Genomic DNA, 25,512 nt, shown 5'->3' with positions numbered 1-25,512 from the left:
TGCGATGGACTCAAAAATTCGCACATTTGAAAGAACGGGAATTCATGAAAAAGCTAGTACTTTTGGGCTGCGTACTTGTCTCGGCATGTGCAACCAGTGCTTTGGAAGACTCCGTGCCAACTCAGGCCGGACACAATATGGCATCCGCTCGAAACGCGGTATTGTCTTGCTCGAACGAAGCTGACATCGGCGGGAATGCCGCAGTGATCGGAGCCTATCCCGCCTTCATCCTGATGTCGTCACCTTTGGTCGGTTCTGTGCTTGCATATGGCAGCCGACACGAACTCAGGGCGCAAGGCGAGATGGATCAGGTAGACCGCTGCCTGAGCGAGCGCGGCTTTGACCGCCGCGTGCTGACCCAAGGAGAAGCGTTCTGGCTGCGCAATGCCTACGGTGAGGAACGCGCGCGCAGGCTCGATCACCTTGTCGCGGGCGGCACCGTGGAAAACTACGCGGCGCCTCAATCCTAAGGCGTCTACCCTTTCCACTGCGCCCAAATCTCGGGCGGGCCGCTAAAGACATTGATGTCGACCTTACCCTGTACGCCCGGCACCAGCCCGGTGCCAGTGTATTGCCAGAACCTCCAGACCGCGCCGGGATAGACCTGGCGAGGATGTCCTGCGACCGAGCGAAGCCAGAACTCGGTCTTTGACAGCCGTCCGATGTCGGTATCCTGGTAGAAGTCCACAGTCGTGTAGACGATGGGTCGGCGACCATAGTGCCGTTCGAGGATATCGAGGAACTTTTGCGCCTCGGCCCGGACGATTTTGCCATCAGGGCGCAGGGTGCAGGTTTTCGAATGCGGCGTCCATTCCATGTCCAGCACATGCGGCAGGTCCGCGCCTTTCGGGACATTCTGAATGAACCACTGCGCCTGTTCGCGGGCCGGTCGGCAGAAATAGTAATAGTGATACGCCCCCCACGGCACACCCGCCGCCTGCGCGCCGCGGCGATGTTCGTCGAACATCGGGTCGGTAAAATCACCCCCCTCGGTCGCTTTCATGAACACAAAGCTGACGCCCGAGGCCTTGGCCTGCCGCCAGTCAATCGGCCCCTGCCAACGTGACACATCCAACCCATGAACCGGATACAGGCCGGGATGTCGTCCGTCCCAGTCATAAGGGTCGGCATCGCCAAAATCGGGGTAGATCACGGCGGGCGCGGTCCGGTCCACGCCCGGCGTGGCGTCTACGACCTGCGGCGGAGGTCCTCTGCGTCCGCAGGACACCAAAACAGCGGCTGCCAGGGCCAGCATGATTGCAACTCGGGTCATTGGTTCAGCCTGAAAAAACTGCTCTTGTAATTGACCTCAGAATGCCTGATCCAACGCACAAAGCAACGTCGCATTCGGGAATTGGCAAAATCCCACCGCCGGTGCCTGCGATTTGGGCTTGATCCCTGTCCGCAAACCCCCTAAAGCAGCGCAATCCGGTGCCGCGTGATGCGACTCCGGTGTTTTGGTTTGTTTTATGGCGCAACGCTTGGCTTTCTTCGGCCACCGCGTGTCAGGGCAGACCGGACCAAAGGAACATTCGATCTGACCTCTGGCGGGCTGTACGCAGGACCCGGTGAAGACCAAGAGCTCTCAGGCCGTGCCCAAACTTCGTGGACCAACCACGAGCAGATAGGAGTGAATGCGATGGACCTGATCGCACAGCTTGAGGCGGAACAGATTGCCGCCCTGGGGAAAGACATCCCCGATTTCAAAGCCGGTGACACCGTTCGTGTCGGCTTTAAAGTGACCGAAGGGTCGCGTACCCGTGTGCAGAACTACGAAGGTGTCTGCATCGCGCGTAAAGGTGGCAACGGCATCGCCGGTTCGTTCACCGTCCGCAAAATCTCGTTCGGCGAAGGCGTGGAGCGTGTATTCCCGCTGCATTCGACCAACATCGACAGCATCACCGTTGTTCGCCGTGGCCGCGTCCGTCGTGCCAAACTGTACTACCTGCGCACCCGTCGTGGTAAATCCGCACGTATCGCAGAGGTCACCAACTACAAGCCCAAAGCTGGCGCCGAAGCGTAAGGAACGGAAAGATGAAAAAAGACATCCATCCCGATTATCACGTCATCGACGTCAAAATGACCGATGGCACCGTTGTTCAGATGAAATCCACCTGGGGCAGCGAAGGCGATCAGCTCGCTCTGGAAATCGACCCCTCCGTGCACCCTGCATGGACCGGTGGCTCGTCGCGCCTGATGGACGCCGGCGGCCGCGTGTCGAAGTTCAAAAAGAAATACGAAGGTCTGGGCTTCTAAGTCTTGCCACGTTCGATTTCGAAAGGCCGTCCCTTGGGGGCGGCCTTTTTTTGTTTCCGACTAAATGCATGATGCACGCCGCGCCCCGCTGACCTGTTTCAAAATGAAATCGGATCAGCAACTTTCTTACTTCGTCAGCTCCACTGCACTGTGCAGTGGTGGCACTGGCCCGCGTAGCAGCAACAGCGCCAAAACCATCCCGATCAGGGCGGCAATCGCAGCGACCACCATTGCGCTGTCAAAGGCGTTGTCCTGCAAATCCCGCATAGCCTCAGCCAGAGCTGTTCCTGCAGTCGGCTCCAAGCTGGTGAGTAACTGCTGGACCTCGCCAGGTTTGCCGTGGGTCAGCGCATGCGCCAGATCAGCACGCTGCGTTGATCCGGAGGGCAGTGCGTCAATCACTTCGGACAGGCCCCGACGAATGGTCATGGACTCTGCCAACCCACCGACCACTGCCCCCAAGGTGGCTCCGAAATAGAGACAGGCGTTGATCACGCCTGAGCCCTGTCCAACATGCTCTTCGGGCAACAGGCGAAGGCCGAGGCGTGGTAGAAGCGAGAAACAGATACCCAACCCGATGCCAACTATCAGCAGCTTCCACCATATCTCGGAATATTGCGTGGTATTCGAAACTGTCGTCAGCAATAGGAACCCACATGCCATTGCCCCCAGTCCGATCGCAACCGGCCACTGGAAACTGTAGGGCGCCAGAAAGCGGGGCGCGGTGACAGATATGACAAACATGCTGAGGCTAAGCGGCATGATCGCCAATCCTGCACCGATGGAGGTATAGCCAAAGGCATCCGGCGATTGCACAAACGTGTTGAAATAGACAAAGAAACAGAAAAGCGTGAAACCGGTAAAGAACATTCCCGCGGCGGCCATGAAATAACGCGGATGGCGGAAATACCGCAACTCGATCAACGGGTCATCACTGCGACGCGAGACAATGACCAGCAGGACGGTCGCCAGGGCCGCCACTGCCAGCGGTATAAGCGTCAGTGGAGTGCTCCACCCGCCGCTTTCCCCATTGCTAAGCGCAAAGGACAGCGGCCCGAGAAACAACAGAATGGCAACTGCTCCGGGATAGTCGAATCGTGCCCCGGCAAGGCGTGTGTCAGGCACGTACTTCCGTTTGCTGACATGCAATCCAATGGTGAAGGCCACGACCAGCAGAACCAGATCGGCGGCAAACACCGCGCGCCAGCTAATGTAATGCCCAAAGGCACCGCCTACGATGGGACCAACTCCGATAGCCAGCCCGACAATCGCGCCCCAGAAACCGGTGACACCGGCTCTCTGCTCCTCAGGAGTCGCCGCTGTCAGCAGGGAAAGAGAGGTTCCGAACAACGCCGCCGCCCCCGCGCCTTGCGCACCGCGCCCGATTAACAGCATCGTTGCGTCTTGCGCAAACAGGACCGAGCCAGATCCGAAGGCAAAGACGACCATACCAAAGAAGAAAACCCCCATCTTGCCAGTGATATCGCCCAGACGACTGACGATGGTAACAAGCGAGGCGCTGGCGACGGTATAGATCGCCATTACCCATTGCAGGCCGGACGGTGTCAGGTCGAATTCGGCTTTCAGGTTGGGCAGGATCGTCGCAACGGCGGTGGTGTTAAACCCCACAACCATCATGCAGATTGCTGTCATCGCCAGCACCACGCGGGCGCGGGCTTGTGGGGTTACGTCTGTCGGCGTCTTTCCGTTCATCGTGTCACCCTGAGCTTGTGGCTCTTTACCGCAGTTTATCAGTAGATTAGCGATTTTTGCAGCCGAGCATAGGGTTTACATCAAATCCAATAAGTCAGGGCCAGCGGTAGAACAAGTATGGTGGTCAGGGTAGACACAAGGATGAACCCGGCGACATCCGGGCCGTATTCCGGTACGTGCTGGTCGATGAACAGGTATGTCGCCACCGAGGACGGCATCAGGCAGCACAGGATCAGGGCGCCGCGCTCGGCACCTGTGAAGCCGAAGAGCCAGACTAGACCCATGGCGATGCCCACAGCCATGACTAGATGCAGCCCGGTCAGCAAGACGGCAAGCCCCAGACTGGCAATCCTTAGCGTTGCCAGCGTGTGGCCCAGTGTCAGCAACATCAGCGGGATCGACAACCCGCCCAGGATATCGAAGGACTTGGCGATCGGTTGCGGCAGGCTGGTCCCTGTGGCCATCAGGATCAGCGACAGGGCCACGGCATAGATGATCGGCGATGTGACCAGCTTTCTGACCGAGAACACACCCGCCGGGATCCACATGCCAACGGTAAAGATGCTGATCAGCACAACGACGACAAAGGCCATTGTGTAGGCCATCCCCGCATCGCCCAGCGCCAGCAGAGTGATCGGTAGGCCAATATTGCCCACATTCCCATGCATCAGAGGCGTCAGAAACGCCCTTACAGGCAGGCGCAGAAACCGCAGCGCCACAAAACCCAGAACGCCAAAGCTGGCCACCGCGAGCGCGGCGGCGCTCATCATATCCAGAAACGTGCCCACATTCAGCTTGGTGCCTGCCAGATGCGATAGGATGAGGGTCGGATAGCCGACCCGCGAGACGATCCCTCCGACCACCTTGTTGTCAAACGGAGACTTGCTGATCGCCAGCCCATACCCGATGCCCACGCAAATCAGGACCGGTAAAACCACGTTCAGAACGCTCAGGAACAGTTGCTCCAACCGGTATCCTCCTGTCCGATCCCCGATTAAAGAGTGAATCACGGACCCGGTTTTGGCAAGCATGGCGTTCTAAACTGCCAAAGCGATTGGGTTTTCCAAATTAGAGCCTGATATTGGTCGAAACAACGCCCCGAGGTTCTTTTCTTCCCCGCTGACACAACATATAGTGGCTCATAACAACGTGTGGACAAACACGGTAGGGCTTGGGAACGACGGCATGGCACATATCATCGTAGTGGGGAACGAAAAGGGCGGCGCAGGCAAATCGACCGTTTCCATGCATGTAGCCACCGCTCTGGCGCGTCTGGGCCGCAAGGTCAGCACGCTGGATCTGGACCTGCGGCAGCGAAGCTTGGGACGCTATTTCGAGAACAGGGCGAACTTTCTGAAAAACGCTGAAGCGACTCTGCCCAGCCCACGCCACCACGACCTGCCCGAGATCGACGCCAGCACCCTGAAACCAGGTGAGAACATCTATGACCATCGCCTGTCGGCGGCTGTTTCGCAGCTTGAGAACGACAGCGATTTTATCCTGATCGACTGCCCCGGCTCACATACCCGCCTCAGCCAAGTGGCGCATTCGCTGGCCGATACGCTGATCACACCACTGAACGACAGTTTCATTGATTTCGACCTGCTAGCCCGGATTGACTCCAAAGGTGAGAAGATCCTCGGCCCTTCGGTCTATTCCGAAATGGTTTGGAACGCGCGGCAATTACGGGCGCAGGCTGGTTTGAAACCGATCGACTGGGTCGTCGTGCGCAACCGGGTGGGTACTCAGCGCATGGTCAACAAGGAAAAAATGCAACGCGCGATCGAGATGCTGTCGCAACGCATCGGGTTCCGCGTCGCTTCGGGCTTTTCCGAGCGGGTCATCTTCCGCGAGCTCTTTCCCCGTGGCCTGACTTTGCTGGACCTCAAAGATATCGGCGTCAAACAGCTGAACATCTCGAACATCGCCGCGCGTCAGGAGCTGCGCGACATGATGCGCGAGTTGAACTTGCCCGGCGTCGAGATCGACTTCTAAGCGCTATTTGAACCGCTTACTCGCCAGACCTGGCAACCCCAATCGGGCACTACAGCCTAAGACGCGCGGCGGTAGCGATCGAATGTTATCCAGACAGAGTCTCGAGAGATCTCGGCAAAGCGGCACTTCTTGAGGATCGATTGGGACGCAATATTGCTCTCGTGCACAACCGCAAAAAGCCGACTAATCTCAGGGTTTAGACGCAAGCACTGTGTGCAGAATTGCGCTACGATGGAGCTGGCATACCCTTTGCCCCAATGCTGCTCGCCGATCCAATAGCTAATTTCGGCGCTGTCTTGTCCCACTCTCAGCATTCGGGCTTGTCCGATGACAGTGTCGTCTATCGAAGCGGCCAAGACTTCGTGATGGTCTTCACCCGTCAACTCGATCAACTGTCGCGCGTCATCCTCGCTGATTGGGCCCGGGTATCGGTCGGGTAAATATTGCCACAAGCGTTCTGACGAGAGCATGGCAACATAGTCATCTGCATCCCGCGCCTGCCAGGGGCGCAACTGAATTTGCTGAGATTGAGGCCGGCTGGAGGTTTCAGATATGTCATCCTCACAAAGCAGAGGCACCCATCCGATTTGCACAGGATCATATGCCAATTCAATGCCGCGCATCTTGCACCAGTCAATTTCGCCCTTCGAAAGGACACCCTGCGAACGCGAAGTTGGCAATTGGATTGAGTCTCGCAACGCGCGGACGCCATCAGTTCTAGCGAATTCGTTTTGAATATTCATGAAATCCTCCGAGCAAACGCACCAAAAACAAGCGCTCTGAAATAGGCCACATGGTAATGATGGTTGTTTCGGTCCAATATAATAGCCTATTGTGTTAGAATGTTTGATTGGAAAAACCTATCAATGGAATTGCAACTGACGCTAAAACAACTGGCTTACTTTCGAGCGCTGGCCGAAACTGGTCACTACAGAAAAGCCGCTGAACGGATAGGCATCAGCCAGCCGTCTCTCAGCCTGCAGATTGCCAATCTCGAAGCCGCGCTTGAACTGAAACTGGTCGAGCGCGGCAGAGCCGGAGCTGTGCTGACACCAGAGGGGCGCGAAGTACTGGAAAAAACCCGGAGCATCTTGTCAGAGGTCGCTTTGCTGCAAGAGACATCCGGCCGGATGAAATCCGAGCTTGCGGGCACGTTCCGACTAGGATCTTCACCAACCCTCGGCCCGTACCTTTTGCCACGTGTTTTTCACCACCTGCACGAAAACCACCCGAGCCTAAAACTGATGGTGCGAGATGGGGCACCATCCGAGCTGTTGCAAGGGCTCCTAAGCGGGGTACATGATTTCATTTTGACGCAACTGCCGGTGAGCTCGTCAGACGTCACAATCCTACGCCTGCTTCGGGAACCTCTGAAACTTGCGGTGGCCCGAAATCACCGTCTCGCCCAAAAAGAAATAGCCAATGACGAAGATCTGAAGGGTGAGAACATTCTGGCTCTCTCTCGTCGATTCACGCTTCACAACCAAGTTGCAGACCTCGCCAATAGCTTGGGGGCCAACCTCCTTTACGACTACGAGGGTACAAGTCTTGACGCAATTCGGCAGATGACAGCAATGAATATCGGCGTGTCCTTCCTTCCGTCACTCTACGCCGCATCTGAAATTCCAGAGGTCGGCGGAGATGTAGTTCTGGTGCCCTATCGCCCGGGACGGTTGAACAGGTCCATCGGTCTGGTTTGGCGAAAATCCAGCGGCCATCACAAGACGTTCGCCTTCCTTTCGGAGATTATTCTAAGTGTCGCGAGAAAAGAGTTTTCGGGGCTGGTCAGCATCGAAGGCTAGAAGGAGTGCGATCGGACCGATTTGCCTGCGAGCAAGTGCTTCTTCTTCAGGATAGCAGCCCGATTTTGGCCAATCCGCGCTGGCATCTCTTTTCAGAGATCGACGCAACAGGTTTGCGCAAGAGGAAAACCTGCGACAGCCGTCCGTACGCTGCAGCAACTCAGCCGTCGCCCACAGCCGCGATAAGAGCCTTGGCCAAAGGCAATGGCGAATATCCCAACCGTGACGGCGTCAGCCCCAAACGCACTACGACCATATCTTGCGAAGGAAAAATGCCGACGGATTGGCCGTCATGGCCCTGCAGCCAGACGGTGTCCTCGAATTGCGGCTCACCACGTGGGCCGTCCAGCCACATATGCCCTTTGGCATAAGCTCCGTCCGAGATTGCGACAGGTTCAAACATCCAATCGGTGTAGCCTTCGGGCAGGATCTGTTGCCCTTTCCAAACACCGCCTTGCAGCAGAAACTGCCCAAAGCGCGCCCAGTCGCGCGCGGTGGCGTACATGTAGCTTGAACCCACGAATGTATCTGCCCCATCGGTCTCCATCACAGCTGAGTGCATGCCCAGAGGGTCGAATAGTGCTGTGCGCGGGTAGCCGAGGTCGCCCTCTTCAAGCTGGCCCTGCCACACCCGCGACAGAACTGTGGACGTGCCCGAGGAATAGCTGAACTCGGTCGCGGTGGGATAGGCTGCGGGGCGTCCTGCGGCGAACCCGACCATATCATCCTTGAGATACAGCATCCGCGTTACGTCCGAGACGTCGCCATATTCCTCATCCCATTGCAGACCGCTGGACATGGCTAGCATGTCCTCGACCGTGATGTTGCCGCGCGAGTCGCGGGCCCAATCGGGGAAGATATCCGTCAGATCATCGCCCAGCGCCATGTCGCCCGATTGGATCAACGTACCAATCAACCCTGCGGTGATCGTTTTGGTCATGGACCATCCCAACAAGGGGGTTTCGGCACTAAAGCCATCAGCATAGGCCTCGGCTAAGATGCGCCCGTCTTTGACCACCACGACAGCACGGTAGCCTTCTCCCAGCATGGACGGGTCCGACAATACTTCGGCCAGCGCGGCGTTCTCGGACAGAACCACCTCATTTCCATGCGGCCAAAGACCGTTGGGTACGGGCGTGGGTTCGGGCAATGTGTGATCTGCCAGCTGTGCCATATGAACATTGGTGCATCCCAAACCGGGCCGATACTGGGATGTGGCCAGAGCGAAGAAGCCAAACATCCGCGCCTCAACCGATTGGCCCTTTTCGTCGACGCTGACCGAAACCTGCTTCAGCAACGGATGCCCCGGCGCCTGCACATCGCTTTGCAGCACAGTCTCTGCGTCGCGCCCGGCCAGGAATACGTTCGAACAAACGATCTTGGCCGAGTAGTTGGTGCCCACTTTCAACAGATCCGGAGGCGCGATCCATAGGTAGCCGCCTGCTGCGACAACAGCCAGCGCCAACGTCCCAACCGCGTATTTTAGAACCTTCCCGAACATGCGCACCCTTCGGGCCTAGACGGCCCGCCCCTTTTTTCCCATTTGACCAGAAGGTTTCACCACGGCACGAGCCACGCCACCGTTACGTTGCGTTCTTAACCTCTGTCTCTTCCGAGACCTGCGTGGGGCTGTAGATCGTAAACAGCTCTTTCGGTTCGTTCACACCGCGCAACATGTAGCGCCCGACCGAAATCAGTTCCTGGCTGCAAGGTTGTGCGGCGCGGGCGACGTCGTCGGAGACGAGAATCCTCTGGCCCAACGACCGATGCATCCCGGCAATCCGGGCCGCCTGATTGACCGCAGGACCAATCACCGTGAAATCCAGCCGAGTTTCTGATCCGATATTGCCATAGAGGATCTCACCCGAATGTAGCGCCAGAGTGAAATTCGCCACCCTCAGCCCATTCGCCTGTCTTTGCGCGTTCAGCTCTTCCATCCGGCTTTGCAGCATGGCGACGGCGGCGAGAGCCGCGCGGGCATCGGCATCGCTCTCTCCCACGTCGAACATGGCCATCAGCCCGTCACCCATGAATTTTAGGATGTTGCCACCATTGTCGTGTACCACGCCCACGGCAACGGCCAGATAGTCGTTCAGCATGTCGATGATCTCGTGACCCGGCATATCCTCGGACAGGGTGGTGAAGCCTTCGAGGTCGAAATTCCAGATTACCGCATCAATCTGTTGCAACGAACCGCGACGGATTTCGCCAGATAGGACACGCCGCCCCGCATCGCGTCCAAGGTAGACGCGCATCAGATCCTTGGCCATGGTCTGGTTCTTGGCGGATTTCAACGCAAGCCCAAGATGCGGCAGAGCTACATGGATTTTCCCCAGATCGCTGTCATCAAAACCGGTGGGAGCGTCGCTGGTCCAGGACATCAGCACTCCGTCACCGATCTTTTTCTCACCCGCCGGACGCACCTGTTCGGAGCGTTCAAACGACACGCCCGTTGCGTAGTAATCCGTCGCTCCGATCTCTCGCAGGTCATTCAACAAGGGGAAACGGCTGGGTTCGTTCTGATCAACCAGTCGAACGCGAAGGTCATCCATGTCCTCATGCAAAAGCGCATAGAGAGGGCTGCGTTGCCAGACTTCGCTTGGGGTGTCGGTGTTTGCGAACCGCTCGGATTCCCCGCCGGAATCCCGATACCAGCTATAGCCAGTGCCGCCATAAAGCGGATGCAGCGTCGACTGCGCCGCGTGGAATCGCATCAGCGGAAGGCCCAGATCAATCAGGCGGTTGCAAAAGCCGTCTAGCAATTCTTCCTGACCAGCCCCTTCAAGCCCTTTCGAAACAAGCCAGTCGATTAGATCAAAGATGGGATCAGAAGAGGTCATGGAATTGTCCGCCAAAGTACTGCCCTGAATGTGGGCCGCGTCATGGAAATTACTAGACCTTATGCCATCCCTGCTAGTCGCCGCAGCATTTTCCTCAGCATGGCGGCCTCTTCTTCCGAGAATGCGCCCGCCAGTTTCGCGTCATAGCGCTCAGCTATACCGCTCAGTTCACGATAGACGGTCTGACCGGCAGGTGTCAGTGTCAGCCATTCAACCCTTCGGTCGTCCTCATCCCTTGTGCGCTTGAGGTAGCGGCTTTGTTCCAGCCTATGAACCGCGCGGCTGATCTTGGTTTTGTGCAGTTTCGCGCGCTTGCCAATCTCTTTCGCGGTCAGAGTGCCGAAGACACCCAGATGGAACAGCACCCGCCATTCGCTGCGCAGCATGCCATAGCGTTCTTTGTAGAGGCGCTGAAACTCCAATGAGGCTGCTTCAGCTGCCTGATTCAACAGGAACGGCAAAAAATTCTGCAGATCAAAATCATCTTTTTCTTGGGACATGCTTGTTAGTTACAAAAACAACTAATAATTCACAAGCAGAAAACCGAGGAGTTCACGATGTCCAACAAGGCTGAACCGCATAGTCTGACGCAGGCTGTCACACCTGTAGGAACGCATCCCGGCTATATGCCTGGCTTCGGCAATGACTTTGAGACCGAGGCGCTGCCTGGCGCGTTGCCGCAGGGCATGAACAGCCCGCAGCGCTGCAACTATGGCCTCTATGGCGAACAGCTCAGCGGCACGGCCTTCACCGCGAATCCACCCGAGCGGACGTGGTGCTACCGCATTCGCCCTTCGGTCAAGCATTCGCATCGCTATGAGAAAATTGACCTGCCCTACTGGAAGTCCGCGCCCTGTATCGACCCGGATGTGATCAGCCTTGGTCAGTATCGCTGGGACCCGGTTCCGCATTCTGACGCCTCTTTGACCTGGCTGACCGGTATGCGCACCATGACAACGGCGGGGGATGTGAACACGCAGGTCGGCATGGCCAGCCATGTCTATCTGGTCACCGACTCGATGGTGGATGACTATTTCTTCTCAGCCGACTCCGAGCTTCTGGTGGTGCCGCAAGACGGCCGCCTGCGCTTTGTGACCGAGCTGGGGATCATTGATCTGGAGCCACAGGAAATCGCGATCCTGCCGCGCGGGTTGCTCTACCGTGTTGAAGTGCTGGAAGGTCCGGCGCGCGGATTTGTCTGTGAGAATTACGGGCAGAAATTCGAACTGCCGGGCCGCGGACCGATCGGTGCCAATTGCATGGCCAATCCGCGCGACTTCAAAGCACCTGTCGCGGCATTCGAGGACCGAGAGGTGCCTTCGACCGTGACGATCAAATGGTGCGGGCAGTTCCACGTCACTCAGATCGGTCATAGCCCGCTGGACGTGGTGGCCTGGCACGGCAACTATGCGCCCTACAAATATGACCTTCGCACCTATTGCCCGGTCGGCGCAATCTTGTTCGACCACCCGGATCCATCGATTTTTACCGTCCTGACAGCGCCTTCGGGCCAGCCAGGTACAGCCAATATCGACTTCGTCCTGTTCCGCGAGCGTTGGATGGTGGCCGAAGACACCTTCCGCCCGCCATGGTACCACAAGAACATCATGTCCGAGCTGATGGGCAATATCTACGGCCAGTATGACGCCAAACCTCAGGGCTTTGTTCCGGGCGGCATGAGCCTGCACAACATGATGATCCCGCATGGTCCGGATCGCGAAGCGTTCGAAAAAGCCTCAAACGCCAATCTGGGGCCGGACAAGCTGGATCACACCATGTCCTTCATGTTCGAAACCCGCTTCCCACAGCATCTGACCGCCTTCGCCGCAACCGAGGCCCCCTTGCAGGACGACTATATTGACTGCTGGTCCTCGCTTGAGAAAAAGTTCGATGGGACACCGGGAAGGAAATAACCTGCCATGAGCTTTGATATCTGGATCACCTATGTCGCCACCGTCCTGCTGCTGATGAGCACTCCAGGACCAAGCCAGCTTCTGATGCTGTCGAACTCGGCCACCAACGGGCTGCGCCGGGGCGTGTTCACGGCTGCTGGCGATCTGACGGCGAACCTGTTGCAGATGTTGGCGGCGGGTCTCGGGCTTGCCGCGATTATTGCAGCCTCGGGCACAGCGCTGACTGTGATCAAATGGCTGGGCGTCGCCTATTTGGTCTTTCTCGGTGTCAAAGCGATTGTCAAAGCCAAACCTCAAACAGCGCAAACCGCACAGCTGACCAGCCGCAAAACCTTGTGGATGCAGGGCTTTATAACCTCAGCCGCCAATCCCAAAGCAGTAGTGTTCTTTGCCGCACTGTTTCCCCTGTTCATTGACGGCGCGCTGCCCTTCTGGCCGCAATTCGCGATCCTCTCGGCCACCTATCTGACCCTGGACGGGTTGTTTCTGACCGCCTACGGAGCAAGCGCCAGTTGGTTAGCAACGCGGCTCAAAGGGTCTGCGCGGCTCTGGCTGGATCGCGCGGGTGGCGGGTTCATGATTCTGGCTGCCGTTCTGCTGGGGCTGAAGTCCCTGCGAGACGCTCAATAAACCAAGACAAGGATCAAAAGATGCCTTTGCTGAAATCCTGGGTCGCCTCAGCCAATGATGTGACCCATCCATTTCCGCTGAACAACCTACCCTACGGAGTGTTTGCCCTTGGCGACGAAGAACCCAGATGCGGCGTTGCCATCGGCGATATGATCCTCGACGTCACCGCAGCCGAGGCCGAAGGACTCATCACCCTGACCGATGAGCCGCTATTTGACCTGCCCTTTTGGAACCCACTGATGGAGCAAGGCCCCGCCGTCTGGGCCGCCCTGCGAGAACGCCTGACGGCGCTTTTGTCCGAAGGCACGGCGGAGCAAGAGACGGTGGAGCTTCTGCTGGTGCCGCAAAGCGCGGTTGTCATGCACATGCCCTTCGAGGTCAGCGAATACACCGATTTCTACGCTGGTCGGCATCACGCCTTTAACGTGGGTTCGATGTTCCGGGACCCCGAAAACGCGCTTCCACGGAACTGGCTTCATATTCCCATTGGATATAATGGCCGGGCATCCTCGGTCGTGGTGTCGGGTACGGATATCCGCCGCCCGTGGGGTCAGCTGAAGTCGCCCGATCAGGACAAACCCGCCTTCCTGCCCAGCCGCCGCTTCGACTTTGAGCTTGAGTTGGGTGCAATCGTTGGCACTCCGTCCGACGGCCCGATCTCGGTGCAGCAGGCTGATGATCATATCTTCGGCTACGTGTTGCTGAACGACTGGTCCGCCCGGGATATTCAAGCGTGGGAGTATCAGCCTCTTGGCCCATTCCAAGCCAAGGCCACGGCAACTTCGATCAGCCCGTGGATCGTGACCAAACCTGCGCTGGAGCCCTTCCGCTGCGACACACCCGAGCGGGAATTCGAGTTGCTGGATCACCTGAAGGATTGTGGCCCGATGCTCTATGACCTTTCGCTTGAGGTGACGCTGGCCCCCGAAGGACAGGCGGCAACCACAATCACCCGCACGAACTACAGCGAGATGTACTATTCCGCCGCGCAACAACTGGCCCATCACGCCAGCTCAGGCTGCCCGATGAACACCGGTGATCTGCTGGGTTCCGGCACGATTTCCGGGCCGACGCGCGATACCCGAGGTTCACTCCTGGAACTCAGCTGGGGCGGCAAAGATCCCTTGAGTCTTGAGACTGGTGAGTCCCGCAGCTTCCTTGAAGACGGAGACACGCTCACCCTGTCCGGCTCTGCGCAGGGGGATGGCTATACAATCGGGTTCGGGACATGCCATGGCACTGTGCTAACGGCGCTGGAAGACCCTCTCAAACCCTGAGCCATGCCGCACAGCACCTGTGTGCCGGTGTTGGTAGGATTGAGGACCAAGACCGCCTAGGTTGGTTGCATCCAAGCAATGAGGCCCCCGATGTCTGAGATCACCGGCTATCACGCCCATGTCTATTTCGACGCTGACACACAGGATTTAGCGCAACACATCTGCGAAGAGGCCGCCCGCCTCTTTCCGGTCCAGATGGGGCGCATGCACGCGCGCCCGGTTGGCCCGCATCCGAGGTGGAGCTGCCAGCTGGGCTTTGCCGCCGACGCATTCGATCAGGTCATTCCGTGGTTGATGCTCAACCGACAGGGCCTGACGATCTTCACCCATGCTGAAACTGGCGATCACCTGGCCGACCACCGGGATCACGCCTTGTGGATGGGAGAGCTTTTGGATCTGGACCTGTCAATTTTCGACAAGGTCTAGCCCAACGCCCGCGCCTGATCCCGCAGCACGAATTTCTGAACCTTGCCGGTGGATGTCTTGGGCAAAGTCCCGAACACCACGGTCTTGGGCGCTTTGAAATGGGCCATGTTGTCCCGGCAGAACGCAATCAGATCGGCTTCGGTCGCGCTGGCCTCTGGCTTTAGTTCAACGAAAGCGCAGGGGGTTTCACCCCATTTCTCATCCGGGCGGGCAACCACTGCGGCCTCCATAACGGCAGGGTGCTTATAGAGGACACCTTCAACCTCAACGGATGAGATATTCTCACCGCCCGAGATGATGATGTCCTTGGATCGGTCCTTCAGCGCGACATAGCCATCAGGGTACATCACCCCCAGATCGCCCGAGGCAAACCAACCGCCGTTGAACGCCTTTTCGGTGGCATCGGGGTTCTTGAGGTAGCCTTTCATTACCACATTGCCCTGCATGAAGATCTCTCCCATGGTTTCGCCATCGGCGGGCACAGGCTCCAGCGTTTCGGGATCGGCCACCATCAGGCCCGAGAGCGCCGAATAGCGCACGCCCTGACGCACCTTGAGGGCGGCCCGTTCGGCTTGGTCCTTCTGGTTCCATTCATCCTTCCATGCGCAGACGACTGAAGGGCCGTAGGTCTCTGTCAGGCCGTAGACATGGGTCACCTCGACGCCCATTCCCTCCATCGCTTCGATTACAGCGGCGGGTGGCGGGGCACCTGCGGTCATTACCTTGATTTGGTGGTCGAAATCTTTCAGGTGGTCAGGAGCATGCGCCAGCATATTCAGAACGATGGGCGCGCCACAGAAATGGGTGACTTTCTCCTCTCGGAAGGCGGCGTAGATCGGCTCGGCCCGAACCGCACGCAAGCAGACCGAGACCCCGGCATTCAGCGCCATGGCCCAGGGGAAACACCAGCCATTGCAGTGGAACATCGGCAGGGTCCACAAATAGACCGAGTGCTTAGGCATACCCCAATCCAGCAGATCGGACTGCGCGTTAAGGGCCGCGCCCCGGTGATGATAGACCACGCCTTTGGGGTTGCCGGTCGTGCCAGAGGTATAGTTTAGCGTAATCGCATCCCACTCATCCGCGGGCAGATACCAATCGAACTCCGGATCGCCTTCGTTCAGCAGGGCGTCATAGGTCAGGCTGCCAAGGCGTTCGCCACCATCAAAGCTAGGATCTTCGATATCGATCACCAGAAGGTCATGATCGACCTGCGGCAGCGCCTCTTTGACGACGGCGGAAAACTCGGGGTCGACCAACAGCACCTTGGCCTCGGCGTGGTTAAGGATGAAGGCGATGATCGGCGCGTCGAGGCGCGTGTTGATCGCGTTCAGAACAGCGCCGGCCATGGGAATACCGAAATGGGCCTCATAGAGCTCGGGGATGTTGGCGGCGATGATCGAGACGGTATCGCCCTTGCCCACCCCACGGGCCGTCAGGGCGCTGGCAAGACGGCGGCAGCGCTCATAGGTCTGCGCCCAGCTGTAGCGGCGGCCTCCATAGACGACGGACGGATAGCCGGGGTACACCGCCGCCGTCCGTTCAATGAAGCTGAGCGGGGATAGCGGCGTGTAATTCGCACGGTTCTTATCCAGATGACGCTCATACATATTGGCTGCTTGCATCCGCCAACCCTCCCAATTCGCGTGTGTCGCCACATGACCATAAACACAAGGCTGTGACCATCTTGTAGAAATACGACAACTGGCGGGGCTCTGGCGATACGCTATGATGACATCTGGCCCTATATTCGCGACCCCATTCGCGGTGATCTGGGCCATCGCAATTACTTGCTATCGTGGGACCGATCCCACAATCTGCACACCGCATCAGACTGAAAGGACATGTCATGGACGGCACGTTCAACGAAAACGATCTTTCCCGCGTGGTCGAGGCCGACCGCGCCCATATCTGGCACCACCTGATCCAGCATAAACCCTTTGAAACAAACGATCCCCGCATCATTGTCGAAGGCAAAGGCATGCGTGTCTGGGACCAGAAGGGCAAAGAGCATCTGGATGCGGTCTCTGGCGGCGTCTGGACGGTGAACGTCGGCTACGGCCGCGAATCCATCTGCAAGGCGGTCTATGACCAGCTGATGAAGCTCTGCTATTTTGCGAATTCGGCAGGGTCGATTCCCGGTTCTATCTTCGCGGAAAAGCTGATCGAAAAGATGCCGGGCATGAGCCGCGTTTACTACACAAACTCAGGCTCCGAGGCGAACGAGAAAGCCTTCAAGATGATCCGTCAGATCGCGCACAAGCGCTATGGCGGCAAGAAGACCAAAATCCTGTATCGTGACCGCGACTATCACGGCTCGACTCTGGCGGCGATGTCAGCCGGCGGTCAGGATGAGCGCAACGCGCAATACGGCCCGTTTGCTCCGGATTTCGTACGTGTTCCCCATTGCATGGAATACCGCAAGCACGAACTGAACGGCGCGCCGGAGGAAAACTTTGGCGAGTGGGCCGCCGACCAGATCGAAGAGGTCATCCTGCGCGAAGGGCCAGATACCGTTGGCGCGCTGTGCCTTGAACCTGTGACCGCAGGTGGCGGTGTGATCGAAGCACCCGAAGGCTACTGGCAGCGCGTTCAGGAGATCTGCAAGAAGTACGACGTGCTGCTGCATATTGATGAGGTTGTGTGCGGCGTCGGTCGCACGGGTACCTGGTTTGGCTACCAACAGTATGGCGTGAAGCCTGACTTTGTCACCATGGCCAAAGGCGTTGCCTCGGGCTATGCGGCCATCGCCTGTCTGGTCACCACCGAAGAGGTCTTTGACATGTTCAAAGACGACGCGGCGGATCCGATGAACTATTTCCGTGACATCTCGACCTTCGGCGGCTGCACCGCTGGTCCGGCCGCGGCGATCGAGAATATGCGCATCATCGAGGATGAGAACCTGCTGGGCAACTGCGTCGACATGGGCGATCGCATGATGGGTAACCTGCAAGCGCTGATGGAGAAGCATAAGGTCATCGGCGATGTGCGTGGCAAAGGCCTGTTCCTGGGTGCCGAACTGGTTGCGGACCGCTCCACACGTGAACCGATGGACGAAAAGAAGGTACAGGCCGTTGTGGCAGACTGCATGGCGCAGGGTGTCATAATCGGCGCGACCAACCGCTCGCTGCCGGGTCGCAACAACACGCTGTGCTTCTCGCCCGCTCTGATCGCGACGGCGGATGATATCGACCAGATCACCGATGCGGTCGACGGCGCGCTGGGGCGCGTGTTCGGCTAGAGAATGAAAAACGGGAAACCGGGCGTTCCTGCGCCGGTTTCCCTTCCTCCGGGCCGCAAAATTTTTTGCGAACCAGACGATCAGACACACCTCTTGCTCTTGCGTTTTAACCGGCGCAGACTTGCATGCAGAGGAGTGTACCATGACACCCAAAACCTCAGACTCGGAACCATCGGGCGATATGGCATCGCCACAAGGCGCAGCGCTCAAGGTAAACACAGTAAGTGCGCAGGACATCAAGGACTCACTGAAGGCGGGCCTGGCAGACTTTCTTGCCCGCCCTGTCATGAGCGGGTTTTTCGGCCTGTTCTACGCCGTTTTTGGCCTTGTCTTTGTGTGGTGCCTGATCTGGCTCGGCAAGGTCTGGATGATCATTCCGGCCATTGTGGGCTTTCCACTGGTCGCGCCCTTTGCCGCTGCCGGGCTCTATGAAATGTCCCGACGATTGCAGAGCGGGGAACAGTTCGGCTGGTCCGATATCCTGACGGTGATGGCCAATCAACGCAAACGCGAGATGGGCTGGATGGCCTTTGTCACCCTGTTTATATTCTGGGTGTGGGTCTATCAGGTACGCCTTTGGTTGGCGATCATCCTGCAGAATGCGTCCTTCTCGGACTTTGACGGATTTCTGAACACCGTCTTCTTCACGCCCGAAGGCTGGACGTTTCTGGCCATTGGCACCTTTATCGGCGCGGGCCTGTCGGCCGTGCTGTTTTCGGTCACCGTTGTCGCAATGCCGCTGCTTCTTGACCGAGAGACCAACTTCGTATCAGCCATGCTGACCTCGATCCGAGTCGTCACCGAGAACCCGGTGGTGATGCTGGGTTGGGCCGCGATCATCTCGGTAACCATGCTGCTCTCGCTGATCCCGGCATTCTTGGGCCTGATCTTCATCCTACCGATCCTTGGTCACACCACGTGGCACCTGTATCAGCGCGCCGTTCCTCCGGCCGAGGACTGAACGGGACTCCTTTAAGGGACAGGCACATCAGAAACAAAAAGGACCGCCCCAAATGGGACGGCCCTTTGTTCACTGTCTCTCTTTTCAGAGATCAGGCAGCCAGAGCGGCCTGAGCTTTGGCGACGATCGCACCGAACGCTTCCGGTTCGTGTACGGCCAGGTCTGCCAGAACTTTGCGGTCCACTTCGATACCGGCCAGGTTCAGGCCGTTGATAAAGCGGGAATATGTCAGAGCCTCGTCATGCGAACGGACTGCAGCGTTGATACGCTGGATCCACAGAGCGCGGAAGTTGCGCTTGCGGTTCTTGCGGTCGCGGGTTGCATACTGGTTGGCCTTGTCTACGGCCTGACGGGCAACTTTGAAGGTGCTCTTGCGGCGGCCATAGTAACCTTTGGCGGCCTTGATGACCTTCTTGTGACGGGCGTGAGTTACGGTTCCACCTTTAACGCGGGACATCTCTTAATCTCCTCTTAGCGGTCGTAGGGCATGTAGCCCTTGACGATCTTGGCGTCGGGGGCGGACAGGGTGGTGTTGCCACGGGCATCGCGGATGAACTTTTTGGTCCGCTTGATCATGCCGTGCCGTTTGCCGGCCTGGCCAGCAAGGACCTTACCGGTCGCAGTCACCTTGAAGCGCTTCTTAGCGCTCGACTTGGTCTTCATCTTAGGCATTTCCGTCTCCTTTCAGGGTTCGGTACTAAACGCGACTCGGCATGCCATCTCGGCCGGTCACGCAATCAGATGCGCCGTTTACGCAAGTTCGGTCATACTGGCAAGGGGGTTTGGCCCAGAATCTGCGCTTTTCGCAGCGGCCTTGGCACCGGGGCGGCACAGGGCCGCCCCGGTGAAGTGTTTAGTGGCTGAATTTGCGGATTTCGCCGCTCTTCAGACGTTCGGAGTAGGACGCCAGCTCCTGACGCACCACTTTCATCAGGAAGTAGAGTGCAAAGACGTTCACAACCGCCATCGCAAAGATCGCCGCATCCGAGAAATCGATGACCGGGCCAAGGTTGGCGGCAGCACCGATGACAACGAAGATGCAGAAGATGATCTTGAAGACCAACTCTTTGGTGTGGCCTTCGCCGAACAGATAGGTCCAGGCTTTGAGGCCATAGTAGGACCAGCTGATCATGGTCGAGAAGGCAAACAGAACCACGGCAATCGCCAGAATGAACGGGAACCAGCTGAACGCGCTGCCGAAGGCCGCCGAGGTCAGGCTGACGCCGGTATTGCCGTCGACCGTTGCAATCGCATTGCCCGCTTCGTTCAGCATGTAGTTGCCGGTTGCCGGATCAACGATCAGCTGCTGGGTGATGATGATCACCAGCGCAGTCATTGTACAGATCACAACCGTGTCGATGAACGGCTCAAGCAGCGAGACAAAGCCCTCGGTGATCGGTTCTTTGGTCCGTACGGCTGAGTGCGCAATCGCTGCGGAACCCACACCCGCTTCGTTCGAGAACGCCGCACGACGGAAGCCCTGGATCAGCGCACCGACCATACCGCCAGCAACGCCGAGGCCGGTAAATGCACCTGCGAAGATCTGACCGAAGGCCCAGCCGATCTGGTCTGCATGCATCAGGATGATGACCAGCGCCGCCAGCACGTACATGACACCCATGAACGGCACGACCTTTTCGGTCACGCGCGCAATGGATTTTAGGCCACCAACGATCACCGCAAAGACGATGCCCGCAAAGACCAGACCTGTGATCCAACCCGGATAATCTCCGACAATCCCGGCAATCTGCTGGTGCGCCTGATTGGCCTGGAACATGTTGCCCCCGCCCAATGCGCCAAGGATACAGAAGATCGAAAACAGCACCGCCAGGATCTTGCCCCCCGGCAAACCCAGCTCGGCAAAGCCCTTGGACATGTAATACATCGGGCCGCCTGAGACGGTGCCATCTTCATATTCGTTGCGGTATTTCACACCCAACGTACATTCGGTGAATTTCGACGCCATGCCCAGCAGGCCCGCGACGATCATCCAGAACGTGGCACCCGGTCCACCGATCCCGATGGCAACCGCCACACCGGCGATGTTCCCAAGACCAACGGTCCCCGACAAAGCGGTGGCAAGGGCCTGAAAATGGCTGACCTCACCCGCGTCATTGGGGTCGGAGTAATCGCCTTTAACCAAGCTGATCGAGTGTCCGAAGAATCGGAATTGCACAAAGGCAAAATAGAGCGAAAACACTGTGGCCGCGACGACCAGCCACCCCACGATCCATGGGAATCCAGTGCCCGGAAACGGCGCGAAGATAAAGCTAACGAAGGGGCCGGTAAAATCCGCGAAAGCCTGATTGATCTTCTCGTCCAGACCGGGCGCCTCTTGCGCGAAAGCGGGGCCAGACATCAGAGCCATGGTCGCACCAAGGCCCAATTTTTGAAGCATATTCATCCTAATCCCTCCGCTCAGTTCACGACCGTGACAGGCACGTCGGCATGCATGACCAGATTCTGAGTCGAGCTTCCAAACAGCCGTTTCTTAAACCCATCCGCCGAGGCGCGGCCAACGATGATCTGCGTACCGCCGTTTTCAACCGTGATCGCGTTCAGCGTCTCGGCCACGTCGCCATGGCGCACGATGCCGTGCGCTTCGAACCCATCGGCCTTTAGCGCCTCAACCGTAGGGGCAATGATCCGCGAGGTGGCCAATTCGACCTCTTCCTCGCGCCGCTTGTGCCGTTGGGCGTTTTCTTCCGGTGTTTGGAAAGTGAAAGGGGACCATTCGATGACATAAACAACCAGCATTTCGCATGAGCCAATCCGCCCGGCCAAATCCTTAGCAAAGGCGATAGCGCGCTCTCCGGTTTCTGTCCCGTCCAGTCCAATGACAATCTTTGTTGTCATGACGTTCCTCCGTTTTTTTCTGGTTTGACCGGGACCCGTGCCCCCGGTAGGGCGACCGGAACCTGGAACTATCTGAGATGATCGCCCTAAGGTTCAGTATCCGGCAAAATCACCAAAAAACAGAGGCATTTTTGCTGAATACAACCCTACGGGCATCTTCCTCTTGAAAACAAACAAGAAAAGCCGCCTAAAAATTAGGCGGCTTGAGAGTTCTCAATATGATCCTTCCTGAAATCCGGGCGAACTCATCCCGGATCGGTGTTGTAGATCAGACGCTCGTCACAAGGGGCAATACGCAGAATATTGGTGGTTCCGGGGACATTGAACGGAACGCCTGCGGTAACAACGATCTGATCGCTCTCGGCGGCGAAGCCCCCTGCGCGCGCGGCGCGGGCCGCATTGACCACGGCCCCTTTGAACCTCTCAAGTTCGGGCGTCATCACACAGTGACAACCCCAGCTCAGGCACAGACGGCGGGCGGTTCCCGTCGCCGGCGTCATGGCGATAATCGGCACACCGGGACGTTCGCGCGCAGTCAACAGCGCAGTGGTGCCGCTTTGGGTGAAACAACAGATCGCTTTGATGTCGGTCTTTTCCGCGATCTCGCGCGCGGCTGCCACGATACCGTCCGCGATGGTCGACCCTTTGGCAGTACGCGAGGCCGCGATGATCTGGGTGTAGGTCGGGTCGGCTTCGACCTCGATAGCGACCTTGTTCATGGTCTGCACGGCCTCGATCGGGTACGAACCTGCCGCAGATTCCGCGCTGAGCATGATGGCATCCGTGCCTTCGTAGATCGCGGTCGCAACGTCCGAGACCTCGGCGCGGGTTGGCATCGGGCTTTCGATCATGCTCTCCAGCATCTGGGTCGCGACGATCACCGGCTTGGCTGCGCCACGACACTTGCGAACCAGGCGTTTCTGGATCGGAGGCACAGCCGAAACCGGCAGCTCAACGCCCAGATCACCACGGGCCACCATGATCCCGTCTGATGCGTCGAGGATATCGTCAAACGCCTCAACCGCCGCGGGCTTTTCGATCTTCGACAGGATCGACGCTCGTCCATCCGCCAGCGCGCGCGCCTCGAACACGTCTTTGGCCCGCTGTACAAAGCTGAGCGCCAGCCAATCCACTCCCAATTGGCACACAAACTCCAGATCATCGCGATCCTTGGCCGACAAGGCTGCCAGTGGCAGCAGCACATCAGGCACGTTCACACCCTTGCGGTTCGAGATCGTCCCGCCGACTTCGACAGTGCAATTGGCGAAGTCCTGGCCGCAATCCTGCACGGTCAGACGGATCTTGCCGTCATTGACCAGCAGCCGCGCGCCGGGTTCGAGCGCTGCAAAAATCTCGGGGTGTGGAAGGCAAACACGGTTGATGTCTCCGGCCTCGGGGTCGAGGTCCAGCCGGAACGCGGCACCCTCGACCAGTTCTTCCGCATCATTGGCAAAAACCCCAACACGCAGCTTCGGGCCTTGAAGATCGGCCAGGATCGCGATCGGGCTGTCCAGATCCTTTTCCACCTGACGAATGATGCGATGCCGTTCGCGGATCTCGTCATGGCTGCCATGGCTCATGTTCAGGCGAAAGACGTCGGCCCCGGCCTCATGCAAGGCCCGGATGGTGTCATAGTCATTGGACGCCGGTCCCAGCGTCGCCACGATTTTTACATTTCTAAGGCGTCGCACTGGTTTCGCTCTCCTCAATCCCTCGGTGATGCGGCAATGTTACCGCAAACAGTATGTGGGTGGTTATTGCGCAATTCCCTTTTGGAAGCAACTGCCATACACCTGCCGCAAACTTGATGACAGGCACATGACATACACTCCGTTTTTTATCCATGGCGAGGATCGCCCGTCCCGATGGCTGATCACCTGCGATCATGCGACCAACACCGTCCCTCCCGAAACAAATGGCGGGGATCTGGGATTGCCGCGCGAAGATATGGAACGCCACATCGCCTATGATGTCGGCGCCTACGAGGTCTCGAAACATCTGGGCGAGATCCTGAACGCGCCGGTCATCGCAGCCAATTTCTCGCGCCTAGTGATTGATCCGAACCGAGGTGAGGATGACCCGACCCTGCTGATGAAGCTCTATGACGGTTCGATCATTCCCGGCAATCGCCACGCTGATGCGGCCGAGCGTGAGCGGCGTTTGGACATGTGCTATCGCCCTTATCACGACGCGCTTGGGCGGCTGGCCGCCCTGCCCCATGCGGTGATCGTGTCTATGCACTCTTTCACCCGCCAACTCCGCGGTCGGGAACCACGCCCTTGGCATGTAGGCGTTCTGCACACCCCGGATGAGCGCTTCTCACGCCCTCTGATCAACCGCTTGAAGGCCGAAGACGATCTGTGCGTCGGCGTGAATGAGCCCTATACCGGCGTTCTGCCCGGCGACGCCATCGACACGCATTGCACCTCGCACGGTCGACCAAATGCATTGATCGAGCTTCGCAATGACCTGATCGCAGATCACGCAGGGCAGCGATCCTGGGCCGAAAGGCTAGCAGTGATCTTACAGGATGCGCTAACAGACAGCGGCCTTTGATCGCACACCATTGTGAGCTGCACCTTCAGCCCCCACATTGGAGGCTGGGAAGGAGGCGACCATGACCCAAGAGTTGCTGACAAGTGTTTTTGGCTGGATGGCGATACTGAACATCGCTGTTTTGCTGTTCACAACCGTTATGATTGTGCTGTTGCAGGATTGGATTGCAGGGGTTCATGCCAGAATGTTCCAAATGGAACGGCCTGATGTAAAGCGTGCCTATTTTCGGTATCTAGCAAACTACAAAATCCTCACGCTGATTTTCTTCATCATTCCGTGGCTGGTCTTGAAACTGGCCTAACGCTGATTCAGTTGAAACACGCACATCAGAGCGTTAATTCGGAAACAGACCCCATCCAATTCTTCGGAGCCAGACCATGGACAAGCAAACCGAAATCGAACTTCAAGCCGCAGCATACCGTCGGCTGCAAAAGCACTTGATGGAAGATCGCACCGACGTTCAGAATATCGACATGATGAACTTGGCCGGGTTCTGCCGCAACTGTCTGTCACGCTGGTATCAGGAAGCGGCCAAAGAAAAAGGCATTGAGATGGGCAAAGACGAAGCCCGTCAGATCTTCTACGGCATGACCATGGATGAATGGAAAGCCAACTACCAGACCGAAGCCAGCCCCGATAAACAGGCCGCCTTCAAGATCGCATTTGAGGAAAATGTTACGAAAAGGGACTAAGGCCCTAAGTCCAACGAGCCGACAACGCAGACTGATGACCTAGTCCTGTACAGCAGCACCCAAAAGCACGCTGTGATGCGTGCACACGGTCTCTGAGTTTAGGTGATACTTAGTAGCCTGAAGAACAAGATCGCCGCTCGTGTTGAATTCACAGTGCTTCCAGCGGTGTTTCTGGAACCGAAAAGCCTCGCGTGGTGCGAGGCTAAGTGCTTGATATCTGAGTTAGAGTATTGGTTTTGGGGTTAGGATTTGGATCTACGACCTTTAGGTTATGAGGCTGACGAGGTTAGGACGTTAAGCAATTGATCCGGGGATCAATTGTAGTCTGAACGGGCTGTTTTGGATTTTCTGACG

At 57.7% G+C, this 25,512-nt stretch carries 27 protein-coding genes; 14 read left to right on the top strand and 13 right to left on the bottom strand.

Annotated elements, in window-relative coordinates; all coding sequences use genetic code 11:
- Positions 1-44 precede the first annotated feature (44 nt).
- Positions 45-470 (top strand): hypothetical protein, encoded by a 426-nt coding sequence (locus tag ACR0B5_RS17580; protein WP_480542216.1) that lies wholly within the window; start codon positions 45-47, stop codon positions 468-470.
- Positions 471-475: 5 nt separating this feature from the next.
- On the opposite strand, the gene ACR0B5_RS17575 is transcribed toward ACR0B5_RS17580, so the two are convergent.
- Positions 476-1,273 (bottom strand): glycoside hydrolase family 25 protein, encoded by a 798-nt coding sequence (locus ACR0B5_RS17575; RefSeq protein ID WP_480542214.1) that lies wholly within the window; start codon positions 1,271-1,273, stop codon positions 476-478.
- Between the two features lie 366 nt (positions 1,274-1,639).
- Here ACR0B5_RS17575 and rplS point away from each other — a divergent pair, with 366 nt between their 5' ends.
- Positions 1,640-2,023, top strand: a complete 384-nt coding sequence (gene rplS, locus ACR0B5_RS17570) for a 50S ribosomal protein L19 (protein ID WP_170380501.1) — start codon at positions 1,640-1,642, stop codon at positions 2,021-2,023.
- 11 nt (positions 2,024-2,034) lie between these two features.
- Positions 2,035-2,256, top strand: a complete 222-nt coding sequence (gene rpmE / locus ACR0B5_RS17565) for a 50S ribosomal protein L31 (RefSeq protein WP_170380502.1) — start codon at positions 2,035-2,037, stop codon at positions 2,254-2,256.
- 126 nt (positions 2,257-2,382) lie between these two features.
- Here the strand turns inward: rpmE and ACR0B5_RS17560 are convergent, their stop codons facing one another.
- Together ACR0B5_RS17560 and ACR0B5_RS17555 are read right to left on the bottom strand one after the other, a co-directional pair.
- On the bottom strand, positions 2,383-3,969 hold the full coding sequence (locus ACR0B5_RS17560) for an MFS transporter (protein WP_480542212.1): 1,587 nt from the start codon (positions 3,967-3,969) through the stop codon (positions 2,383-2,385).
- Between the two features lie 80 nt (positions 3,970-4,049).
- The gene (locus tag ACR0B5_RS17555; protein WP_480542210.1) at positions 4,050-5,000 is read right to left on the bottom strand and encodes an AEC family transporter; all 951 of its coding nucleotides are present in this window, start codon (positions 4,998-5,000) and stop codon (positions 4,050-4,052) included.
- A 154-nt stretch (positions 5,001-5,154) separates the two neighbouring features.
- Here ACR0B5_RS17555 and ACR0B5_RS17550 point away from each other — a divergent pair, with 154 nt between their 5' ends.
- Positions 5,155-5,964, top strand: a complete 810-nt coding sequence (locus ACR0B5_RS17550; protein ID WP_170463159.1) for a division plane positioning ATPase MipZ — start codon at positions 5,155-5,157, stop codon at positions 5,962-5,964.
- Between the two features lie 56 nt (positions 5,965-6,020).
- Here the strand turns inward: ACR0B5_RS17550 and ACR0B5_RS17545 are convergent, their stop codons facing one another.
- Positions 6,021-6,707, bottom strand: coding sequence for a GNAT family N-acetyltransferase (locus ACR0B5_RS17545; protein ID WP_480542208.1), 687 nt, complete (start codon positions 6,705-6,707; stop codon positions 6,021-6,023).
- Positions 6,708-6,830: 123 nt separating this feature from the next.
- Here ACR0B5_RS17545 and ACR0B5_RS17540 point away from each other — a divergent pair, with 123 nt between their 5' ends.
- Entirely contained in the window at positions 6,831-7,766 is a 936-nt protein-coding gene (locus ACR0B5_RS17540; RefSeq protein ID WP_480542206.1) for a hydrogen peroxide-inducible genes activator, read from the top strand.
- Positions 7,767-7,926: 160 nt separating this feature from the next.
- On the opposite strand, the gene ACR0B5_RS17535 is transcribed toward ACR0B5_RS17540, so the two are convergent.
- From ACR0B5_RS17535 to ACR0B5_RS17525, 3 genes are all read right to left on the bottom strand, one after another.
- Complete coding sequence (locus ACR0B5_RS17535) at positions 7,927-9,267, bottom strand: serine hydrolase domain-containing protein (protein ID WP_480542204.1); 1,341 nt, start codon at positions 9,265-9,267, stop codon at positions 7,927-7,929.
- Positions 9,268-9,349: 82 nt separating this feature from the next.
- The gene (locus tag ACR0B5_RS17530; RefSeq protein ID WP_480542202.1) at positions 9,350-10,606 is read right to left on the bottom strand and encodes an adenylate/guanylate cyclase domain-containing protein; all 1,257 of its coding nucleotides are present in this window, start codon (positions 10,604-10,606) and stop codon (positions 9,350-9,352) included.
- 59 nt (positions 10,607-10,665) lie between these two features.
- Complete coding sequence (locus ACR0B5_RS17525) at positions 10,666-11,106, bottom strand: MarR family transcriptional regulator (RefSeq protein WP_170474298.1); 441 nt, start codon at positions 11,104-11,106, stop codon at positions 10,666-10,668.
- 57 nt (positions 11,107-11,163) lie between these two features.
- Here ACR0B5_RS17525 and hmgA point away from each other — a divergent pair, with 57 nt between their 5' ends.
- The 4 genes from hmgA (at position 11,164) to ACR0B5_RS17505 (ending at position 14,852) form a co-directional block, all read left to right on the top strand.
- Positions 11,164-12,519: a homogentisate 1,2-dioxygenase gene (gene hmgA, locus ACR0B5_RS17520; RefSeq protein ID WP_480542200.1), complete on the top strand. Its 1,356-nt coding sequence runs from the start codon at positions 11,164-11,166 to the stop codon at positions 12,517-12,519.
- 6 nt (positions 12,520-12,525) lie between these two features.
- Positions 12,526-13,149, top strand: a complete 624-nt coding sequence (locus ACR0B5_RS17515; RefSeq protein WP_170693397.1) for a LysE family translocator — start codon at positions 12,526-12,528, stop codon at positions 13,147-13,149.
- A 20-nt stretch (positions 13,150-13,169) separates the two neighbouring features.
- Complete coding sequence (gene fahA, locus ACR0B5_RS17510) at positions 13,170-14,426, top strand: fumarylacetoacetase (protein WP_480542198.1); 1,257 nt, start codon at positions 13,170-13,172, stop codon at positions 14,424-14,426.
- Positions 14,427-14,516: 90 nt separating this feature from the next.
- Complete coding sequence (locus ACR0B5_RS17505) at positions 14,517-14,852, top strand: DOPA 4,5-dioxygenase family protein (protein WP_480542196.1); 336 nt, start codon at positions 14,517-14,519, stop codon at positions 14,850-14,852.
- On the opposite strand, the gene ACR0B5_RS17500 is transcribed toward ACR0B5_RS17505, so the two are convergent.
- Positions 14,849-16,477: an acyl-CoA synthetase gene (locus ACR0B5_RS17500; RefSeq protein ID WP_480542194.1), complete on the bottom strand. Its 1,629-nt coding sequence runs from the start codon at positions 16,475-16,477 to the stop codon at positions 14,849-14,851. The two genes, ACR0B5_RS17505 and ACR0B5_RS17500, sit on opposite strands and share 4 nt — an antisense overlap.
- Positions 16,478-16,701: 224 nt before the next feature.
- Between ACR0B5_RS17500 and ACR0B5_RS17495 the strand changes: the two genes are divergently transcribed.
- Together ACR0B5_RS17495 and ACR0B5_RS17490 are read left to right on the top strand one after the other, a co-directional pair.
- On the top strand, positions 16,702-18,093 hold the full coding sequence (locus ACR0B5_RS17495) for an aminotransferase family protein (protein ID WP_170693406.1): 1,392 nt from the start codon (positions 16,702-16,704) through the stop codon (positions 18,091-18,093).
- A 142-nt stretch (positions 18,094-18,235) separates the two neighbouring features.
- Entirely contained in the window at positions 18,236-19,054 is an 819-nt protein-coding gene (locus ACR0B5_RS17490; protein WP_480542192.1) for a DUF2189 domain-containing protein, read from the top strand.
- A 91-nt stretch (positions 19,055-19,145) separates the two neighbouring features.
- On the opposite strand, the gene rplT is transcribed toward ACR0B5_RS17490, so the two are convergent.
- From rplT to pyk, 5 genes are all read right to left on the bottom strand, one after another.
- A complete protein-coding gene (gene rplT, locus ACR0B5_RS17485) occupies positions 19,146-19,511 on the bottom strand; it encodes a 50S ribosomal protein L20 (RefSeq protein ID WP_008756009.1) in 366 nt (121 codons plus the stop codon).
- 14 nt (positions 19,512-19,525) lie between these two features.
- Complete coding sequence (gene rpmI / locus ACR0B5_RS17480) at positions 19,526-19,726, bottom strand: 50S ribosomal protein L35 (protein ID WP_010443552.1); 201 nt, start codon at positions 19,724-19,726, stop codon at positions 19,526-19,528.
- A 181-nt stretch (positions 19,727-19,907) separates the two neighbouring features.
- Complete coding sequence (locus ACR0B5_RS17475; RefSeq protein WP_170380992.1) at positions 19,908-21,458, bottom strand: alanine/glycine:cation symporter family protein; 1,551 nt, start codon at positions 21,456-21,458, stop codon at positions 19,908-19,910.
- Positions 21,459-21,472: 14 nt separating this feature from the next.
- Positions 21,473-21,910: a universal stress protein gene (locus ACR0B5_RS17470; protein WP_170380993.1), complete on the bottom strand. Its 438-nt coding sequence runs from the start codon at positions 21,908-21,910 to the stop codon at positions 21,473-21,475.
- A gap of 245 nt (positions 21,911-22,155) precedes the next feature.
- The gene (gene pyk, locus ACR0B5_RS17465; protein ID WP_170475104.1) at positions 22,156-23,601 is read right to left on the bottom strand and encodes a pyruvate kinase; all 1,446 of its coding nucleotides are present in this window, start codon (positions 23,599-23,601) and stop codon (positions 22,156-22,158) included.
- Between the two features lie 127 nt (positions 23,602-23,728).
- On the opposite strand from pyk, the gene ACR0B5_RS17460 reads away from it, so the two are divergent.
- The 3 genes from ACR0B5_RS17460 to ACR0B5_RS17450 all read left to right on the top strand — a co-directional run bounded on the left by ACR0B5_RS17460 (position 23,729) and on the right by ACR0B5_RS17450 (position 25,158).
- The gene (locus ACR0B5_RS17460; protein WP_480542190.1) at positions 23,729-24,466 is read left to right on the top strand and encodes an N-formylglutamate amidohydrolase; all 738 of its coding nucleotides are present in this window, start codon (positions 23,729-23,731) and stop codon (positions 24,464-24,466) included.
- Positions 24,467-24,527: 61 nt separating this feature from the next.
- Positions 24,528-24,767, top strand: a complete 240-nt coding sequence (locus tag ACR0B5_RS17455; RefSeq protein WP_480542188.1) for a DUF6868 family protein — start codon at positions 24,528-24,530, stop codon at positions 24,765-24,767.
- 76 nt (positions 24,768-24,843) lie between these two features.
- On the top strand, positions 24,844-25,158 hold the full coding sequence (locus ACR0B5_RS17450) for a DUF1244 domain-containing protein (RefSeq protein ID WP_480542186.1): 315 nt from the start codon (positions 24,844-24,846) through the stop codon (positions 25,156-25,158).
- The last annotated feature ends 354 nt before the right edge of the window (positions 25,159-25,512 follow it).

The organism is Ruegeria sp. AG1 (assembly GCF_056541705.1).
Note: the sequence above shows the minus strand (reverse complement) of the source record. Positions and strands in the feature narration are given on the sequence as shown.